Annotated in this window: 19 protein-coding genes and 1 pseudogene; 11 read left to right on the forward strand and 9 right to left on the reverse strand. The window is 66.5% G+C overall.

Annotation, left to right across the window (positions count from 1 at the left end; all coding sequences use genetic code 11):
* Nucleotides 1-103: 103 nt before the first annotated feature.
* The 3 genes from HDA32_RS02750 to HDA32_RS02760 all read right to left on the reverse strand — a co-directional run bounded on the left by HDA32_RS02750 (nucleotide 104) and on the right by HDA32_RS02760 (nucleotide 3,498).
* Nucleotides 104-1,468 carry a dihydroorotase gene (locus HDA32_RS02750; RefSeq protein ID WP_179641669.1) on the reverse strand — a complete coding sequence of 455 codons (1,365 nt, stop codon included), beginning with the start codon at nucleotides 1,466-1,468 and terminating at the stop codon, nucleotides 104-106.
* Nucleotides 1,469-1,501: 33 nt separating this feature from the next.
* A complete protein-coding gene (locus HDA32_RS02755) occupies nucleotides 1,502-2,263 on the reverse strand; it encodes an SDR family NAD(P)-dependent oxidoreductase (RefSeq protein WP_179641670.1) in 762 nt (253 codons plus the stop codon).
* A 71-nt stretch (nucleotides 2,264-2,334) separates the two neighbouring features.
* On the reverse strand, nucleotides 2,335-3,498 hold the full coding sequence (locus HDA32_RS02760; protein WP_179641671.1) for a mandelate racemase/muconate lactonizing enzyme family protein: 1,164 nt from the start codon (nucleotides 3,496-3,498) through the stop codon (nucleotides 2,335-2,337).
* Nucleotides 3,499-3,779: 281 nt separating this feature from the next.
* Between HDA32_RS02760 and HDA32_RS02765 the strand changes: the two genes are divergently transcribed.
* The 4 genes from HDA32_RS02765 (at nucleotide 3,780) to HDA32_RS02775 (ending at nucleotide 6,782) form a co-directional block, all read left to right on the forward strand.
* Nucleotides 3,780-4,454 (forward strand): GntR family transcriptional regulator, encoded by a 675-nt coding sequence (locus HDA32_RS02765; protein ID WP_179641672.1) that lies wholly within the window; start codon nucleotides 3,780-3,782, stop codon nucleotides 4,452-4,454.
* Between the two features lie 55 nt (nucleotides 4,455-4,509).
* Nucleotides 4,510-6,198, forward strand: coding sequence for a thiamine pyrophosphate-binding protein (locus HDA32_RS02770; RefSeq protein WP_246334211.1), 1,689 nt, complete (start codon nucleotides 4,510-4,512; stop codon nucleotides 6,196-6,198).
* A gap of 183 nt (nucleotides 6,199-6,381) precedes the next feature.
* Nucleotides 6,382-6,570 (forward strand): DUF2637 domain-containing protein, encoded by a 189-nt coding sequence (locus HDA32_RS31290; protein ID WP_312863010.1) that lies wholly within the window; start codon nucleotides 6,382-6,384, stop codon nucleotides 6,568-6,570.
* On the forward strand, nucleotides 6,558-6,782 hold the full coding sequence (locus HDA32_RS02775; protein ID WP_281370362.1) for a hypothetical protein: 225 nt from the start codon (nucleotides 6,558-6,560) through the stop codon (nucleotides 6,780-6,782). The genes HDA32_RS31290 and HDA32_RS02775 overlap by 13 nt, the downstream gene beginning before the upstream one ends.
* A 108-nt stretch (nucleotides 6,783-6,890) precedes the next feature.
* Here HDA32_RS02775 and HDA32_RS02780 read toward each other — a convergent pair whose 3' ends face one another.
* Complete coding sequence (locus HDA32_RS02780; RefSeq protein ID WP_179641674.1) at nucleotides 6,891-7,679, reverse strand: MBL fold metallo-hydrolase; 789 nt, start codon at nucleotides 7,677-7,679, stop codon at nucleotides 6,891-6,893.
* A gap of 123 nt (nucleotides 7,680-7,802) precedes the next feature.
* Here HDA32_RS02780 and HDA32_RS02785 point away from each other — a divergent pair, with 123 nt between their 5' ends.
* The 5 genes and pseudogenes from HDA32_RS02785 (at nucleotide 7,803) to HDA32_RS31300 (ending at nucleotide 10,734) form a co-directional block, all read left to right on the forward strand.
* Complete coding sequence (locus HDA32_RS02785; RefSeq protein WP_179641675.1) at nucleotides 7,803-8,402, forward strand: CGNR zinc finger domain-containing protein; 600 nt, start codon at nucleotides 7,803-7,805, stop codon at nucleotides 8,400-8,402.
* A 137-nt stretch (nucleotides 8,403-8,539) separates the two neighbouring features.
* Entirely contained in the window at nucleotides 8,540-8,983 is a 444-nt protein-coding gene (locus tag HDA32_RS30130) for a transposase (RefSeq protein WP_218882303.1), read from the forward strand.
* A pseudogene (locus HDA32_RS32015) lies at nucleotides 8,952-9,017 on the forward strand (hypothetical protein); the annotation flags it as partial. The gene HDA32_RS30130 and the pseudogene HDA32_RS32015, both read left to right, overlap by 32 nt.
* A gap of 959 nt (nucleotides 9,018-9,976) precedes the next feature.
* Complete coding sequence (locus tag HDA32_RS31295) at nucleotides 9,977-10,243, forward strand: DUF2637 domain-containing protein (protein ID WP_312863011.1); 267 nt, start codon at nucleotides 9,977-9,979, stop codon at nucleotides 10,241-10,243.
* Nucleotides 10,240-10,734, forward strand: coding sequence for a hypothetical protein (locus tag HDA32_RS31300; RefSeq protein WP_281370363.1), 495 nt, complete (start codon nucleotides 10,240-10,242; stop codon nucleotides 10,732-10,734). The genes HDA32_RS31295 and HDA32_RS31300 overlap by 4 nt, the downstream gene beginning before the upstream one ends.
* Before the next feature lie 411 nt (nucleotides 10,735-11,145).
* Here HDA32_RS31300 and HDA32_RS02800 read toward each other — a convergent pair whose 3' ends face one another.
* Complete coding sequence (locus HDA32_RS02800; protein WP_179641676.1) at nucleotides 11,146-12,927, reverse strand: glycoside hydrolase family 15 protein; 1,782 nt, start codon at nucleotides 12,925-12,927, stop codon at nucleotides 11,146-11,148.
* 393 nt (nucleotides 12,928-13,320) lie between these two features.
* Between HDA32_RS02800 and HDA32_RS02805 the strand changes: the two genes are divergently transcribed.
* The gene (locus HDA32_RS02805; RefSeq protein ID WP_179641677.1) at nucleotides 13,321-13,656 is read left to right on the forward strand and encodes a hypothetical protein; all 336 of its coding nucleotides are present in this window, start codon (nucleotides 13,321-13,323) and stop codon (nucleotides 13,654-13,656) included.
* A gap of 92 nt (nucleotides 13,657-13,748) precedes the next feature.
* Here the strand turns inward: HDA32_RS02805 and HDA32_RS02810 are convergent, their stop codons facing one another.
* The 4 genes from HDA32_RS02810 to HDA32_RS02825 form a co-directional block, all read right to left on the reverse strand.
* Nucleotides 13,749-15,071: a dihydrolipoyl dehydrogenase family protein gene (locus tag HDA32_RS02810; protein WP_218882304.1), complete on the reverse strand. Its 1,323-nt coding sequence runs from the start codon at nucleotides 15,069-15,071 to the stop codon at nucleotides 13,749-13,751.
* Nucleotides 15,068-15,259: a hypothetical protein gene (locus tag HDA32_RS02815; RefSeq protein ID WP_179641191.1), complete on the reverse strand. Its 192-nt coding sequence runs from the start codon at nucleotides 15,257-15,259 to the stop codon at nucleotides 15,068-15,070. The genes HDA32_RS02810 and HDA32_RS02815 overlap by 4 nt, the downstream gene beginning before the upstream one ends.
* Nucleotides 15,256-15,600, reverse strand: a complete 345-nt coding sequence (locus tag HDA32_RS02820) for a DUF427 domain-containing protein (RefSeq protein WP_179641678.1) — start codon at nucleotides 15,598-15,600, stop codon at nucleotides 15,256-15,258. The genes HDA32_RS02815 and HDA32_RS02820 overlap by 4 nt, the downstream gene beginning before the upstream one ends.
* 359 nt (nucleotides 15,601-15,959) lie before the next feature.
* Nucleotides 15,960-16,868 carry an IS110 family transposase gene (locus HDA32_RS02825; RefSeq protein ID WP_179641679.1) on the reverse strand — a complete coding sequence of 303 codons (909 nt, stop codon included), beginning with the start codon at nucleotides 16,866-16,868 and terminating at the stop codon, nucleotides 15,960-15,962.
* A gap of 227 nt (nucleotides 16,869-17,095) precedes the next feature.
* Here HDA32_RS02825 and HDA32_RS02830 point away from each other — a divergent pair, with 227 nt between their 5' ends.
* Entirely contained in the window at nucleotides 17,096-17,530 is a 435-nt protein-coding gene (locus tag HDA32_RS02830) for a hypothetical protein (protein WP_179641680.1), read from the forward strand.
* The last annotated feature ends 16 nt before the right edge of the window (nucleotides 17,531-17,546 follow it).

Consider the following 17,546-nt stretch of genomic DNA (forward strand, 5'->3'; position numbering starts at 1 on the left):
ACGCAATCGGCTCTTGCGAGCTCGCCATATTCGTGTACTCCTTCTCGCTAAAAGCCCATCTCCCCGATGATGTTAAAAGCCAAGCCCCCGGATAGATTAGGTACTACGTTGGTGCGGTAAACCGGCCGTATCCTTCATGGCCGGTAATCTTTCCGTCCGCGTAGACAGTTCTTCCGCGGCACAGCGTCTGTACGATCCGGCCTTTCATGGGAAAATCGTCGTACAGGCGATAGTTATCTCGCGTCAGTACGAAGCCTTCATTCTTGCGGAATGTCCACTCGATGGACGGATCCAGGAGGACGAGGTCTGCGTCCTTGCCCGGATCGATCGAACCCTTGTGCGTCAGACCAAAGGTTCGCGCAGGGTTTGTTGCGAGCAGTTCGACCGCGTGGCTGTAGCTCAGCAGGCCATCAGCCACCTTGCTCAGGATGGCCGGAAATGCCGCATCGAGCTCAGGATGCCCGGCAGGCGCACTCCACACATCGCCCGCCTGCTTTTCCTCAGGCAGATATGGGCTGTGATCGCTGGCGATGATATCTACGCCTCGCTCGTGCACCGCTCGCCAAAGACTGTGCTGCTCATCAGGCGACCGCAGCGGTGGGTTGATCTTCGCGTAAACCCCGGCGCGCTCCATATCCTCTCGATCGAACACCAGGTAATGCGGGCATGTCTCAACGGATACGTCGACACCGCGCTCTTTAGCCTGCATGGCGAGCTTCACGCCCCAGGACGAGGAGACGTGAGGTAGATGAAGTCGAACAGACAGCTCCTCAGCGAAGACGAGCAAACTCGCGATCGCGGCAGCCTCTACGTATGCAGGTCTCGAGTCAGCATGCGCCAGAATGTCGCTCCTACCGGCCCGGCGCATCTTCTCGATTCCCTGCTCCAGTAGAAGATTGTCTTCAGCATGAATCGCGCAGGGAAGTCCAGTAGGCGCAATACCGGACAGCGAAGAAAATAGTTTTGCGTTATCCGGCGCACACAATCCGATGAATTCCGCCTCTCGCCCGGACGGAACGCCATGGGAGAAGGCCTTGAAGCCTATGACTCCTTCGTCTGCCAGTCCTTTCGCGGTGTCGCCGTCCACGGCGCCGCCGGCGTAGAGCGCGAAGTCGACATAGCATGCTTCCTCGCCCGTCCTTCGCCGGTTCCGGACCGCCTCCGGCGTTGACGCAGGCGGTGACGACGTGGGCATTTCCAAAATGGTTGTCACACCGCTGGCGGCGGCTGCCTTCGTAGCCGATTGCCACGTTTCCCGGTCTGGGCGCGCCGGAGCCCGAGTGTGCACGTGGGCGTCTACGAATCCTGGCAGCACATAGTAACCGGACGCGTCGATGACCTCGGCGGCGCCAGGTGCCTTGCCCGCCGGGTAGAGTGCCTCGATCCGGTCGCCGGTGACACCGATGTCACGTTGCTCTTCTCGGCCCCCGCTGACCACGGTTCCGTTCTTGATTACCAGGTCCACCATTTACAGTCTCCTCACTAGCCGATACGGCCGCGACTACGGCATTACATCCCCGCCGTTTGGATGAAAGGTCTGCCCGGTGTAGAAGTCCCCATCAGGCGAAGAGGCGATCAGAACCATGGTCGGCGCAACTTCTTCCGCTGCGCCGAACCGACGCAAGGGAATCTCGGACAGCTTGCGTTGCAGCCACTCCTCACTGACACGGGCCGCTCCCGGCTTCTCCTCGGTCTGTATCCGCCCCGGCGCAACCGCATTGACGGTGATCCCTGTCCCGGCAAATTCCAGGGCTAGCGACTTCGTGAAGGCGATGACTCCGGCCTTCGCTGCGGTATAATGCGCGAGTTCGTGGCCACCCTTGACTGCGAGTTGCGAGCTGACGTTTATGATCCGGCCGAACTGCCGTTCCAGCATGTGCGGCAGCACGGCCCGGCTACAGAGAAACACGCTGCGCACGTTCCGCGAGAAGTGATCATCCCAATCTTCAGGGGTGATTTCCAGGAAAGGCTTATTGAAGCCGCCTCCGGCATTATTGACAAGTATATCGATCTGGCCGAACGCCTCCAGCGACCGCTCGATGAGGCGATTCACCTGGTCGACATCGGTGACGTCAGCATCGACGGTGATCGCTTTCCTGCCGAGGCTTCGCACCTCGTCCGCGACTGCCGTCGCGCGTTCATCATCTCCGAGGGAATCGATGATTACGTCGGCGCCCTCTCGAGCGAGCGCCAGTGCGGCTCCCCGCCCGATGCCTCGACTAGCACCCGTGATCAGGGCTACTCGGCCCGATAGTTTGGTCATTCTCTCCCTCTAACCTACTGACTTGCGCGCGAGGAAATTCCCATCACTAAATGAGCACAATGATTCATGCCTTATAGAGAGCTCTCTCTGATCGGCGAGGCTATCCGCTCGACCGCACTCTGATTCACCACAGCTCCAATCCCCGGATTTTCCGGCAGGTACGCAAATCCGTCCTTGATGACCGGGCCGTCTACGAGTGCCTCGTCCCGGAGACTGCTCGCACTTGAGTCGACCTCCAGCATGGGAGGGTCTTCTATCAGACGAGGTGGGTATTGCGGCATCGCGCTCAACAGCTGCAGAGTGGCGGCTGTGTTTATGCCGAGTCCCCATGAATGAGGGACACATCGCGTGTTGAACGCGGACGCCAGATACGCGATGTTGCGGCACTCTCCCACTCCGCCGGCCATCGCCACCGAGGGCTGCACGATGTCGACCGCGCCCGATTCAAGTAGGCGCCGGAACCCCCACCTTGTGTATTCCTCCTCGCCTCCCGCGACCGGGATCTCCGTCCTGGCTCGCACCTCGCGGTAGCCCTCAAGATCTTCCGGTACCACAGGCTCCTCGAACCAATAGATCCGACAGTCCTGCACCCGCTTGCTGAGTTGGATGGCTTCGGCGGCCGTGTAGGCGCGGTTAGCGTCCATCATGATCCGTACCGACGGCCCGACGGCATTGCGGACGGCATGGATCAACTCGGTGTCGAGATCCACACCAAACCCGACTTTCAGCTTGAGCGCACCTGCGCCTTGGTCTACTTTACGTCTTGATTCGTCAACAACTTCCTCCACGATGCGACTAAGATCGTGAGGGTAGCCGCCCGTCAAATAGACGGGGACACGGGTACGGAATCCTCCTCCCAAAAGAGTCGAGACGGAAACGCCGAGTATCTTTCCGCACAGATCGTAGAGGGCCGTCTCCAGCGCACTGAGCGCAATCATTGTGACACCAGTACGCCCGTAATCACGGGTGTAGTTGTACGCTCTCTCCCAGAGAGCCCTCACGTCGAATGGGTCTTGCCCGAGGAAGATGTCCGCGTACTGGGAATGTATGGCGTCAGCGCTGGAAGTCGGAGCATATTCCCCCTCGCCCCACCCTACGAAACCATCTTCCGTACTAACTTGGACAAATAGCGACCAGCGCGTATGCCGCCAGCACTGCGAGTACGCCCAAGGGCGATCTAGCGGCACTTCTAGTGGATAGGTCTTGATCGCGCTTATCTTGGTGTTTTTGGCCATCCGCCTACATCCCGCCTGCAGTTTTGTTCTCGGGGCCGTCCCCGCGACGCCGTGCCGCCTTGAGTGGCCACCTTGCCAGCTTGTATCCTAGTATACAAGAGATGGCACGGACAAGGCTCAGGACAGCTAGGCGCCGATGAGGCGTTGGGCCTCCTGGTCCTGCAGCCCAGCAAGGACAGGCGTTCCGCGGGACAGGCACGCCAGTGATCGAGGAGCGGACTCAATGCGGAGGTCGTATACCGTCGAGACTGCCTTCGCACGCAGAGTCACGGGAGGACACGGTGAGTAAATTGTCCGTTACTGGTCGAGGTCAGTTTGCCGGCGCCACGCTAGGAGACGAGATATATGAGCACTTGCGGAAGGAGATACTTCTTGGGCGGCTACGCCCGAATGAGTTCCTCGTCGAGGCGGAGCTTGCCGAGCGCTTGCAGGTGAGCCGTACCCCGATCAGAGAGAGCCTGCAGCGGCTTGCGGCAGAAGGCCTCATTGTGTCAACGCACCGACGTTGGATGGTCTACGAGCACACCATAAGCGAGATTCGTGAGATCTACGAGGTAAGGCTGGCCCTCGAAGGAAGCGCCGCACGACTAGCGTGTGAGCGCGCCACAGACGATGAAATTCGTGAGATACTCCAACTTGTCAACTCATGGCCACATGCTATGGAGCCTGGCAATGAGTCGAGGGTGGACCATAATGACAGGTTTCACACTCTTATTGTGCGGTCGGCGCACAATAAGAGGCTGTCGGCCTTAATCGAGAAGAACCAGCAGTACTATTTCAACAAGCAGGTCGCCTTGTTCTATAACAAGGAAAGCATCGCTGAATCGCAGCGACAGCACCGCGGGATCGCTGAGGCGATTGAGGCTCGTGACGGCGACCGTGCAGAAGAAATTACCCGAAGGCACGTGCAGCATGCACTGGACTTGATCATCGCGCACGCGAATGAGTCCTCGTGAAGTCAGTGACTCCTTAGCGATCGTCAGAAACTTACCCACTGAAGGGACCAGACAGTTGACCACTTCCCGGACCGGGGCTCGGGCCCTGATCGATGCGCTCATCGCGCACGGGGTCGATACGATCTTCTGCGTTCCCGGTGAGAGCTATCTTGCGGCCCTAGATGCCTGTTACGAGTCGCAGCCGCGGATCCGCGTCATCACCTGTCGGCACGAATCCGGTGCCGCGAACATGGCAGAAACCTACGGTAAGCTCACCGGCCGACCCGGTATCTGCTTCGTCACCCGCGGACCGGGAGCGACACACGCAAGCGTAGGCGTGCACACTGCCTTTCAGGACTCCACACCGATGATCCTGTTTGTGGGGCAGGTACCGCGGGCCGCGCGAGGGCGTGAGGCGTTCCAGGAGGTCGACTACAGGCAAATGTATAGCGGGCTGGCCAAGTGGGCGGCCGAGGTGGATACCGCCGACCAGTTGCCGGAACTCGTGGACCGGGCGTTTTACACGGCCGGCTCCGGACGGGCGGGACCGGTCGTGCTGGCGCTGCCCGAGGACGTACTCACCGAGTCGACGGAGGCCGCGGACGCCGAACCGCGCGAGCTTGTCGAGCCTCGCCCTTCTCCCGGCGACCTGGAGCGGGTACGCGAGTTGCTGAGGCGGTCGCGCAGCCCGCTGGTTATTGTCGGCGGTGGGGGCTGGACGTCGCAGGCGGCCCGTGACCTGCAGGCATTCGCCGAGGCCAACGCGCTCCCTGTAGCAGCGTCCTTCCGTCGCCAAGACTACATCGACAACACTTCACCGAGCTATGCCGGTCACTTGGGTATCGGGATCGACCCGTCGCTTGCGCAGCGGGTCCGCGGAAGCGATCTCATCCTCGCGGTGGGTACCCGCCTTGGCGATGTTCCGACCGCCGGCTACACGCTACTCAGCCCGCCTGAGCCGACGCAGACGTTGGTGCATGCGCATCCCGATCCCGACGAGCTTGGCCGCGTCTACCACCCCGATGTAGCGATCGTGGCGAGCGGGCCGGCGATGGCCGCCGGGCTTGCGAGACTGGACCCCGTTGACTCCTCGCCATGGGCGGACCAGGCAGGCGCGGCGCACGAAGAGTTCCTGGCCTGGCAGCGGCGCGGTAATACCGCGTCACAGGGTGTCGACATGTCTTCGGTCCTCGGTCACCTGGCGACGACGCTGCCGGACGATGCGATAATCACCAACGGCGCGGGGAACTACACGGTCTGGGCACAACGCTGCTACACGTTCCACACGTATCGCACTCAACTCGCTCCGGCTAGCGGCGCCATGGGGTATGGCGTTCCTGCCGCAATCGCCGCCAAGTTGGTGGATGCTACCCGTAGCGTTGTCTGTCTCGCTGGGGACGGCTGCTTCCTGATGAACGGCCAGGAGTTGGCAACGGCGGTGCAATACGACCTCGACGTGGTGTTCCTGGTGGTCAATAACGGTATGTACGGCACTATCCGAATGCACCAGGAGCGCCACTACCCCGGACGGACGATGGCCACGACCCTTGAGAACCCCGACTTCGCGGCCTACGCTCGCGCTTTCGGGGCATACGGCGAAGTGGTCGAGAAGACGGCGGAGTTCCCGGAGGCGTTCGAACGTGCACGTGCCTTCGGCGGCCCGGCACTACTGGAGCTGCGCACCGACCCGGAGCTCATCACTCCCGACGCTACGATCGCTGACCTGCGGCCCGAGCAGGATTCGAACTTGCGACACCCGCTTTAGGCCAGCGACCACACCTCGTTCACCGGAGTTCGTCGGGGTTCTGACCTGGGGCTGCATACGTCCATGAACCCTCATGGTCGGCAATGAACTGAGACCACGGTGGTGGCTCTGGCAGACACTGCGGCCTCATGGCTCGGCTCGAGAAGCTCTGCAATCGTCGGAACCCGGGAGGGGCGACGTCCGGTGACGCTGCCTCGGTGGTCGCGTGGGATCACCATCGCTGCGGTGCTGCTACTCGCCGGGATTGCGGCGGTGGTCTCCTACTCCCACATGTTCGAGCTTGCTCAGCGGCACGGTGAACCGGCGTGGCGGGCGGCCCTGTTCCCGCGCTCGGTGGACGGCATGATCGTCGCTCGTCGATGGCGCTGCTGACCGACACCCCACGGCTGGCGCGGCGACCTGCTGCCGTGGACGAGCTGATCCTGGGCAGCGTTGCCAGCCTTGCCGCGAACATTGCGGTGGCCGATCCGCCCCTGTGGTCGCGGGCGATCCATGTCTGGCCGAGTTTCGCACTGATGGGTGCGTTCGATGGACATGTTCGCCCTTGGTCGGTTTCGGGCCGGGCTCGGCCCTTCGGTGGGTGAGGTCGTGTACTCCGCGGGGCCCGGCTTGGTCCGCCGGGCCCCGCCTCTGCGAGCGGCGCGGGCCGGTGCGTCCGCTGTTGTCGGCCGCGATCGTCTGCGGCGGCCAGGTCAGCCGCGGCTGCCCCAGTCCAGGCGGTCGGTCAGACCGGCCTCGGCGAAGGCGGTTTCGAGTTCCCTGCGCCCTTCGGTGAAGTGGGCCCAGCCGTCGTAGTGGACGGGCACCACGCGGGGCGCGTCGAGGAGCCGGGTGGCCTCGACCGCTTGGGTGCTGTCGAGGACGATCGGTCGGCCGTCGAAGAGCATCGGGAAGCGGGGGGCGCCCGCGAAGAGGACGGCGGTGTCCACTGGGCTGAAGCGCTCGGCGATCTGGCCGACCAGTTCGAGCGATGCGTTGTCGCCGCTGACGTAGACGGTGGGCAGTCCCTGACCGGTCAGAACGAAGCCGACCACCTGGCCGGCGAACGGCTCGACCTCCTCGCGCGGCGCCGGGCCGTGGACGGCCGGGACGGCGGTCACCGTGACCGTGCCGCCCCCGGGGCGGTCCAGCTTGACCTGCTCCCAGTCGACCATGCCCTTGGCCTTGTCGCCGAGGCGCTCGCCGCCGCCGGGGGTAGTGAGGGTGAGCGGGATCTCGGCGAGCAGCGCACGGCCGGAGTCGTCGAGGTTGTCGGCGTGCTCGTCGTGGGAGAGCAGCACCACGTCCACGGGGCCGAGGTCGGCGGGGGCGCCCGCGGCGGGCGCGGTCTTGGTGAGGGCCGGGCCGCTCGGCACCTGGTAGTCGCCGGGCTCGTCGAAGGTCGGGTCGGTCAGGAAGCGAAGGCCGCCGTACTCGAAGAGAGCGGTGGGGCCGCCGAACACGCGGACGGCGAAGCGGTCTGTGGTCGCGGCAGAGGACACGAAGGAAGCTCCTCACGGATAGGTATGTTGTTAACCGTGATGCGAGCTTAGGTGAATCTCACGGATATTGACAAATTTATCCGTGAGGCTCCGGAAAGGCAGGGAGTCCGTAGCATGAGGTCCATGGACGACGCCGTGACCGCCGAGCCTGAGATTCCGCCCGCCCCGGGCGAGGACCGGTACCTGTCCCTGGCGTTGGCCAACAGCGTCATCGCGCTTCCGGGCGGGCACTTCGTCGATCTCCTGGGAACCCCGGCGGCAGTGAACGCGTGGATGACCGAACGCGGCCTGGCCCCAGTGGACGCGGGCATGCGGGAGATGTGCGCCGCGCAGTTGCGTTCACTCCGCGAACAGATCAGGTCGCTGTTCGCCTCGCGCGCGGCCGGGCTGCCCGCCCTCTCCGGCGCGCTGGGCGCTGTCAACGACGCGCTGACACGCGTGCCCACAGCCCCGCTGCTGGCCTGGGATGAGAAGACCGGCCCCTACCGGGCCGCCCCCCATCCCACCAGCCAGATCGTCGACCACGCCCTGGCGGCCCTGGCCGCCGACGCCGCCGATCTGCTCACATCCGTCGCCGCCGAACGCCTCACCGCCTGCGGATCGGCTCCCTGCAACCGCTACCTGCTCCGGCGCGGCCGCCGCCACTGGTGCTCGACCCGCTGCGGCGACCGCGCCCGCGCGGCCCGCGCCTACGCCCGGCGCACCGGCTCCAGGGTGGAGTGACCCCCGGACCCGGTGAGCGTCGATCGGTCCGTCACTGTCACCCTCGGGATCCATCGCCAGTAGGCCGCCCCGAGGGCTCGGGCATCGGCCGGGACTGTACAGGTAAGGGCGCAACTCTTAGTGGGCAAGAGCCCACTGTGAGTGATAAGTCGCAGATCAAGACGGATACTGGCAGGTCGGACCAGGAGCTGGTCGCCGAGCTGATGGCCAAGGCCGAGGGCATCGGCATGGTCGGGGAGAACGGGCTGCTGTCCCGACTCGCCACGGCCACCCTGGAAAACGTGCTCCAGGCCGAGATGGATGAGCACCTGGCTCCTGCCTTGCACGCGCGCTCCGAGAAGGCCGACGGCAACGGCAACGCGCGCGACGGCACGCGTTCCACGACCGTGGCCACCGAGGCCGGCCCCGTGGAGATCGAGGTGCCCCGCGACCGCAACGGCTCGTTTGAACCCCACATCGTCCAGAGACGCCAGCGGCGATTGAACGGCGTCAACAGCCGCCGTGCTGTCGCTGGGCGCCAAGGGGCTCACCCATGTGAGACCTGTGCGCATCTGGCCGAGGTCTATGGCGCCGAGGTCTGAAAAGCAGACCGTCTCGGCCATCACCGACGCGGCCATGGAACGCATGGCCGAATGGCAGGACCGGCCCCTGGATCCGCTCTATCCGGTCCTGTTTCGTCGACGCGGTCAACGCCCGCATCCGCCGGGCGGTGAAGGCCCGCGGGCACCTCCCCGCCGAACACGCCGCGCCCAAATGCGCCTATCTGGCGCTGATGAGTCTGGATCCCAAGGGCATCGGCCGGGCCCGCTGGAGCGCACGCCGGAAGAAGGCGCTGAACGCCTTCGACCTCACCTTCGACGGCCGCCCCACCACGACACGCCGCTGACCAGGAAAAACAGCCACACCATTAACTTGACACTCCCTCGGAATCGGCGCAATGGATCCCGCTGGTCGGTCGGGTTGGCCTTGGGTGCCCGCCAGGCGGAGGCGTTGGGCTTGCGCTGGTCGCGCATTCGGGCCGTGTGCGAGATCACTGCCGGCTCGCCTTCCTGATGTGCGGTCTCTTTGCCGCCGATGCGAAGGCGTGTTCGCAGTGCGGCGGGGCTGTGCGTTGTGAGGTGCGGGTCGGTTGGCGGATCAAGCAGCGGCCGACCGGATGGGGGAGGCGCTGTGGAGCTGATTCCGCAACTGAGACCGAAACTGAGACCGGTCCTGCGACCTGGAGTCGCTCACTCACGTGAAGACACAGGTCACAGTGGTGGCCCCAGCAGGATTCGAACCTGCGACACCCGCTTTAGGAGAGCGATCACACCCCGTTCGCCGGGGTTCGCCACCGTTCTGACCTGCGGCGGCGTATCTCAGCGGACCCCGGCGGTCGGAGGTGAACTGAGACGGGAACTGAGACCGGCGCAGGGGTACGGGAAGCATCCGTCCGGCGAGCGACATCAGAGGACTCCCGTGCCCGGGATCCGATCCGCGATCGTCTCCGCGGATACGGCGTGGGACGGGATGGTGGTCTCGGATGGGTTCTGACCGCTGGTCACGGTGGATCACGGTGGATCACGATCGCCGCGGTGCTGCTGCTTGCGGTCATCGCCGCCGTCGTGAGCTACAGCCACATGTTCGAGTTGGCGCAGCGCCACGGCGAGCCGCAGTGGCGCGCGGCGCTGTTTCCGCTGTCGGTGGACGGCATGATCGTGGCCTCGTCGATGGCCCTGCTCACCGACGCCCGCCACGGCCGCCGCGGCGGGGCGTTGCCGTGGACGCTGCTGGTCCTGGGAGCGCGGCCAGTCTCGCGGCCAACGTCGCGGTCGCCGATCCCACCGTGTGGTCGCGGGTGATCCACGCCTGGCCGAGCTTCGCGCTGATGGGCGCCTACGAACTGCTGATGCGCGAGTTCCGCACGGACGCCGGTGGCGAACGCAATGCGACCGTAGACGATGAGCACGCTGGACTCACGGAGCAGGCCGGCCCTGCCGCCGAGGCCGAACCTACGCACGGCGGCGGGCCTGACAGCAACGTTGAGCATGACGAAGAGCAGCGACGTCCGCAGCTGCGAGTGGTCGCAGCGGCGAGTAGCGGCAGGGAGAAGGCTGACGCCGAAATCCCGGAGCCGTCCGAGGCCGTACCACGGATTCAGGTGGATGCGTGGCAGTGGGCGCTGAACAATCGCCGTGAGGATGGGTCGCTGCCCAGCGGCAAGGAGATTGCCGCGTGCTTCGAGCATAAAGAGCGCTGGGGGCGGCTGATAAAGCAGTGGGGGTATCAAGGCCGCTTTGACCACATTGCGACGTCGCTACCGTCAGCTACAACCAACGCGTCTACAGGCTGATCAGTCACAACACCCCTGCCGCCTCGTTGAGCCCGCACCCGTGCATCGGAAGGAGGATCGACGCAAGACGAGAAGGCACAGGTGATCTGACATCAGGTGCAGAGTCGCACCGTGATGTGTTGTTCGACCGCCGGTGTCATCATGGGGTGGAAGACAATTCGGATGCGGACTTGTGCGAGGGCATGCGCCTCCGCCACCCGACGAGAGTGCACCGCCGCCCAAGCCGCCGGGGTCAGCGCCAAGGCCGTCCGCCTCTGGGAGTCCAGGGACTTGTTGTTCCCGTCGGGCGCATCGAGGTCGGCTATCGCCTGTTCACCGACGATGACGCCGCCATGCAGCGTGCGGTTTGGCGCTGGAACCGGTCTGCCGTTCCTGGGCCTCAGCTGCTCTCTGCCGTCCGGTCTCTCGGTTCTACTGTCCTGGTGTGTCGGCTTGGGCGATGGTCCAGGCGGCGTTGATGAGGCCGATGTGGGACAGCGCCTGGGGGAAGTTGCCGATGAGTGCGCCGTCGCGGCGGTCGATCTCCTCCGACAGCAGCCCGACATCGTTGGCGTGGGTGGTTACGGCCTCGAAGATCTCTTTGGCGCGGTCGACCTGCCCGGCCAGCGCCCGTCCCGCGGCAAGCCAGTAGGAGCAGACGACGAAGGCGCTCTCATTACCGGTGTTCGTCCAGCGCTGCACCAGGGCATCGCTGGACAGATCCTGTTCGATCGCGTCAAGGGTGGCCACGACCCGCTCATCGTCGCCCGGCAGAAAGCCGACGATCGGTAGGAGCAGCACGCCGGCGTCAAGGTGACCAGAACCGAACGCCCCGGTGAACGCCTCGACCGAATCATCCCAGCCGCGCGTGAGGATCGCCGTGCGCACCTCCTGCCGTGCGGCTTTCCAGCGGTCCATGCTCGCGTCGGCACCAAGGCGGTCGGCCAGCTTGATGCCGCGGTCGAGCGCGACCCAGCACATCAGTTTGGAGGTCAGGTAGTCGCGCTCGCCCTCACGGCCTTCCCAGATGCCAGCGTCAGGCTCCTGCCACGCGGCGGCGGCGCGATCGGTGAGGGCGGACAGGAGGGCGGCGGTTGTCGGCGGCAACGGGCCGAGTTGATCGCGCAGTATCCAGGCGCACTCGAGGACCTCGCCAAGGACATCGAGTTGCTTCTGCTTCCAGGCGTCGTTGCCCACGCGCACCGGCCTGCTATCGCAGTAACCGGCGAGGTGCTCCAGCCGGTGCGCGCTCAGGTCGTGCTCACCAGCGACCCCGAACATGACCGGTATGGGGCCCTTGGCGAGTGAACCGGCTGAGGACGCGATCCACTCGAAGAAGCGCCGCCCTTCATCGGGGCAGGCGGCGACCCACAGCGCCTTAAGCGTGAGGCTGCCGTCGCGCAGCCAACCGAACCGGTAATCCCAGTTCGCCTTGCCGCCGATCTGCTCAGGCAGCGAGGTGGTGGCAGCACCGATGACCGCGCCGGTGGGTTGGAATGTCAACGCCTGTAACACGAGGGCGCTGCGCGCCACGTGGGCACGGTACGGGCCCTGGTAGCCCTGGTGGAGCGCGGCCCACGACCGCCACCCGGCAACGGTGCCGCGTAACGCCGCTCGCCCGTCGAGCGGTGCGGTCGCCACATCGGCGGCGTGGCGGTGGCGCAACGCGAACATCGCGCTTTCTCCCTCGCCAAGGGTAAACCGCCCGGCAATCCCCCCGTCCTGGACACCTAGGTGGCGGTCACTCGTCAGCGTCAGCCGGTCGGCTCCGCCAACGAACTCGATGCCGAACGGGGTCGGCGTGGATTGCGGGATGATGCGCCCGTACTCCAGGCGCGCCGCGAGTTCGACGTCGACCTCCACCTCGCCTCGCGCCGCTTCGACGTGGCGCAGCAGCACATGCGGTGAGCCGTACCCGATGTGATGGCCGCGTTCACCCGCGCCCAACGCCAGCGCATCGGTGAGGCGCAGCAGGCCATCACCGGTGCGAAACTCCGTTTCGACGACCATGGTGTCCTCGATGTATCGGCGCGTCACCGTGTACTCAGCCCGCGGGCGGATCGACCAGTGCCCCGCCGCCGGGTCGAGCAGGCGCGCGAACACACTGGGCGCGTCGAACCGCGCGGGGCACCACCAGTCGATCGAACCGTCCAACGCCACCAAGGCGGCGCCTTGGCAATCCCCGAGTAGGGCGTAATCCGAGATCGCAGCCATGGATTCCCTCTCTACCCTCGCCTCCTGATAACAACCGAGCGGACGCGTCCGGCCACCTGCAAGCCACGGGAACGTTCGGATGCCGGTCGGGTTAGATCCGATGGGCTCGTTGGACCGGCTGGAGCCGATGCTGCGCGGACGACGGGGAGAGGTATCCCGCGATGTCCTGCGGGGAAGCTCCGAACCGCCATGCCGGGCCGGTCAAGGCTGTCCGTGGTGAGCGGCGCGAAAAGAGCGCTGGGAGTTTAAGAAGCGGAGAATGGGCCATCAGGTCTCCTTTGAGGAGATAGCGCGGCAAGCCGTAGACGGCCGACACTCCGCATACCGACTATCTAACCCAGTACGTCGACTGCTTTACCCCTTTTTATCCCTTCAGGGCGGGTCTCGGACCTGGTGGCCTTCGACGGCAGCGTCCTGGTGGACCGCACGGCCGGGCAGATCGGTGCCCGTTGCGATCACGAGGCCTATAACACCCTCACACTCAACCTGTGCATGGAGATTCTCCAAGGACGGCGCACGATCGAGGACGCGCGTCGGCTCTACGGGGAGACGGCCGCCGTCTTCGTCATGGGACGCTCCGCGCCATACGCGGAGGGTCTGCTGTTCACCCCGCTGGACGAGGACACCGCCGATCCGGACGAGTGCCGACGGGGCAGGGCAGGGAGCGGTGGGGTGATGACGTTCGTCGATATCGGTACGGGCAACGTTGACGGTACGGGAGAACCGTAGTTCCTACTGCCTGCCCTGGCCGGCGGATCCGGTGGTCAGGCGCGGTCAGTAGGGTCTGCGGACGGGCCGTGCCCGGCGCCCGCCGTATTCCATCACGAACTGCGCGGCGGCCTGCTGCACCGCGATCGCGTGGGTGGGGTAGGCGTGCGTCGTCTGCGCCAGACGGCCGGTGAACATACCGGTCCGCACGGCCAGCGCGATCTCGTGGAGAGTTCTCCGGCGCGTTCGCCGACGATGGTGGCGCCCAGCACCCGGCCGCCCCCGAGGTTGCCCAGCCAGGGCCGCCGGTCCGAGATGATCTTCACGAACCCGTCGGTGCGCCCGGCGGTGATCGCGCGGTCGACCTCCGACATCGGCAGGTGGGCCGCCCGCGCGCCGGGGTGGTTTCGTGCGGCTTCGGCCTCGGTGGGGACGATCTGGGCCACCTCGGGGTCGGTGAAGGTGACGCGGGGGACGGCGGACTCGTCGAAGCGGGCCCGGCGGCCGCGGCGCAGTGCGTTGCCGGCGGCGATGCGGCCCATGAGGTGGGCGGCGTGGGTGAACGCGGGCCGCCCGGTCACGTCGCCGGCCGCGTAGACGCGCGGGGCGGTCGTGGCCATGCGGTCGCTGGTGCGGATCGCGCCGCGCTCGTCGACTGCCACTCCCGCCGCGCGGAGGCCGAGCCCGGCGGTGGCCGGGTTGCGTCCGACCGCTACCAGGACCCGGTCGGCGACGACCGGTTCGCCGCCGTCGAACTCCAATCGGGCGCGCCCGTTCACTGGGCGGGCGCGGGTCGCGGCGGCTCCGGTGCGCACGGTGATCCCCTCGGCTTTGAATCGCTCGGTGATCACCTGCGAGGCTTCGGGATCCTCGCTCGGCAGTAGCCGGTCCCGCGCCTCGATCACGGTGACGTCGGTGCCGAATCGGGCGAACGCCTGAGCGAGTTCGCAGCCGATCGGGCCGCCGCCCAGGATCGAGAGGCTGCGCGGCGCGGCGTCGAGTTCGAAGACGGTGTCGTTGGTGAGATGGTCGAGGTCGTCCAGCCCGCGGATGCGGGGGATCAGCGGTTCGCTGCCGGCCGCGACCACCACCCGGTCGGCCGGGACGATGCGGCCGTCGACCTCGGCCTCCCTCGGGGAGGTGAACACCGCGCGTCCGCGCAGCACCTCGATTCCCTCGGCGGACAGGGCCGCCTCGTCCTCGGTCGCCGCGATCCGCGACACCGCGTCGCGCACCCGCCGCATGGCGGTGCCGAAGTCCGTCCCGCGTCCGGCGGCCTCGATGAGTGTTTTGGACGGGACGCAACCGGTGAACGTGCAGTCGCCTCCGGGCGGGCCGTCGGTGACCAGCAGCGGGCGCGCTCCGCGGGCGACGGCGGTCCGGGCGGCCGCGAGTCCGGCGGCTCCGCCGCCGATCACCAGGAGGTCGTGGTTCATGCGAAGGTCTCCAGCCACGTGGTGACGGCGTACGGCGTGCTGTGGGTCCCGAGCGCGGTGGGGCCGGCGCAGCACAGCATCCCCACCGCGCCGCCCGCGACCCCGATCCGCAGGACGGGCAGCCGTCCGGGGGAGCCTTCCGTGCTCCCGGCGGTGATGAACTCCCGATCGGGGCGGATGAGGTTCACGCTCCTCCCTCCCGCAGGGACTTGCGGCGGCCGGGCTCCGGCGCCTCCGCCCGTCCGGTCTCCTCGATCCTGACTCCGGGCCAGAACGCGACGTGGCCCTTGATCCTCCGGGCGAGGAAGGTCGGCCTGGGGTAGTACCAGGCGGCGTCGGGGTGGGTCTGCCCGTCCACCGTGAGGCTGTAGTAGCGGGCGACGCCCTTCCACGGGCACAGCGTGCGCGTCGGGGAGTCGGTGAAACACCCCCGGTTGAGGGAGTCGGGCGGGAAGTAGTGGTTCCCCTCGACCGTGGCGGTGTGCCGGGCCCCGGCCAGTACGGTGTCGTTCCACACGGCGCGGATCATCGGTGACGCCTCTTCTCCCTCTCGTTTTCGGACGGCCGCCGGCCGGCGGTGGACGCGCGGCCGCCCGGGCCTTCCCGCGGGCGCGCCGTCCCCCTACCCGAGTACGTCTCATCCCGCTCGCCTGCCGGACAAGAGTGTCAGCGATACGACAGGGATCGAGCGTGTGGCGCAGGCCAGGGGTACCAAGAAATACGCGGACACGACCGAGCCGGCTCTTCTGCGGCGACCCGGCGGATCGGGCCGCCACCGGACGACCGCGGGCACCGGCGCCGCAGGGCGCGTGGCGCGGCCGGCCGCGCGACACCGTCCGCGGAGCGCGGACGCGGCAACAGTACGGAAGGGGCTTCCCAATGCTGGTGTCAAGCAGCCAAGGTGACCGGGGGTGAACCTTGGTAGGGCGTACCGTCACGGAGCATGGCCCACAAGACGTTGATCCGGCGGTGCGAGAGCGCCAGCAACGCCTGCTTGTGCCCCTTGCCCTCAGCCCGCTTACGGTCGTAATAGGCCTTCGACGCCGGACACGAACGCAGACTGGCCATCGAGGACAGGTAGAAGGCCCGCAGCAGGCCGCGGTGGAAACGCCGAGGTCTTCGCAGATTGCCACTGACCTTCCCCGAATCGCGTGGAGCGGATGCCAGGCCGGCATAGCCCGCCAGACGGTCGGCGCTGCCGAACATGCCCATGTCGCCGCCGGTCGCGGTCAGGAACTCCGCGCCCAGCAGAGCTCCCATGCCGGGCAGCGACGTGATCAGTCCGGCGTGCCGATGGTCGCGAAACCGGGCCTGGATGAGGGCCTCGGTCTCGGTGATTTCCTCGTTCAGGCGCATCACCTCCCCGGCCAGGCGGGCCACCATCGCCGCCGCCGTCTTCTCGCCGGGAAGGCGCGTGCGCTGCGCCTGAGCGGCCTCGGCAGCGGTCTGAGCCAGCGCCGCCGGGCCCTTGACCCCACGCGCCCGCAACCAGGTCTCCAGGCGTTTGGTGCCCAGGCGGCGCAGGGCGGCCGGGGTCTGATAACCGGTCAGGTAGGCGACGGGCTGGTCGTGGGCCAGCAGCAGGCCGGTCAGCAGGGCCGCTTCGCCGTGGTTGAGGTCGACCGGCCACAGGACATCGTCGTCCAGGGCCAGGACGTCGCCGACCAGCTCCAGCAGTTCGGCTTCGTCGTTGAGGACACGGCGCGACAGCAGCCGTCGGCCCTGGGGGCCGATGACCACGCAGTGGTGGTGTTCCTTGCCGATGTCCACTCCGGCCCAGATCCGGGGCGCGGGCACCTCCGCCAGCTCGTTGTCGATCGATCCCGCAGACGACCTCGCCGGCGTTGCTCTACACAGCGATCGAGTCGCATCTCCCAATCAGCGGTCGAGTCGTCGCGGGATGCCGGACGGCCAAGCTCCTTGAGCCATCAGGCGGCTCAGCCATGACAGCCATACCCGGCATCCCCGGGAGATCCGACCCTACGACTGGCCAGACCAAACCCACGAAGAAAGGTAGAGCAGCCATGTCCACGATCGCTCACGCCCGGTCCCACGCGGTGACCCACGCCTGGAGGGGGGTGGTGGCCGGCATCGTCGGCGGAGTCGTGTTCGGGGTCCTCATGGCGATGATGGGCATGCTGACGACGATCGCCTCGATGGTGGGTAGCGACAGCGCTGTGGTGGGCGGGCTGGTCCATCTGGTGATCTCGGCCGGCATCGGGCTGGTGTTCGGGGTTCTGGCCGGGTCCTTCGCCGACCGGTTGTGGCCGGTGCTGGGCGCGGGTGTCGTCTACGGAGTCCTCTGGTGGGTGCTCGGCCCGCTGATCGCCATGCCGATGATGCTGGGCATGCCGCTGTTCGGCGTCGACCAGACCGCGATGACGAGTCTGATGGGCCACGTCGTCTACGGACTGGTCACCGCGGTAGCGCTGTACGGCCTGAGCCGACGCGAGGCCTGACGGATAGGGGCATACC

The organism is Spinactinospora alkalitolerans (assembly GCF_013408795.1).
GTDB lineage: Bacteria > Actinomycetota > Actinomycetes > Streptosporangiales > Streptosporangiaceae > Spinactinospora > Spinactinospora alkalitolerans.

Coding starts and splice junctions, on each gene's coding strand:
- HDA32_RS02810 (WP_218882304.1), bottom strand. CDS start 15,071: ATGAACCACGACCTCCTGGTGATCGGCGGCGGAGCCGCCGGACTCGCG.
- HDA32_RS02820 (WP_179641678.1), bottom strand. CDS start 15,600: ATGATCCGCGCCGTGTGGAACGACACCGTACTGGCCGGGGCCCGGCAC.
- HDA32_RS02750 (WP_179641669.1), bottom strand. CDS start 1,468: ATGGTGGACCTGGTAATCAAGAACGGAACCGTGGTCAGCGGGGGCCGA.
- HDA32_RS02755 (WP_179641670.1), bottom strand. CDS start 2,263: ATGACCAAACTATCGGGCCGAGTAGCCCTGATCACGGGTGCTAGTCGA.
- HDA32_RS02830 (WP_179641680.1), top strand. CDS start 17,096: ATGTCCACGATCGCTCACGCCCGGTCCCACGCGGTGACCCACGCCTGG.
- HDA32_RS02785 (WP_179641675.1), top strand. CDS start 7,803: ATGGACGACGCCGTGACCGCCGAGCCTGAGATTCCGCCCGCCCCGGGC.
- HDA32_RS02760 (WP_179641671.1), bottom strand. CDS start 3,498: ATGGCCAAAAACACCAAGATAAGCGCGATCAAGACCTATCCACTAGAA.
- HDA32_RS02775 (WP_281370362.1), top strand. CDS start 6,558: ATGGCGCTGCTGACCGACACCCCACGGCTGGCGCGGCGACCTGCTGCC.
- HDA32_RS02800 (WP_179641676.1), bottom strand. CDS start 12,927: ATGGCTGCGATCTCGGATTACGCCCTACTCGGGGATTGCCAAGGCGCC.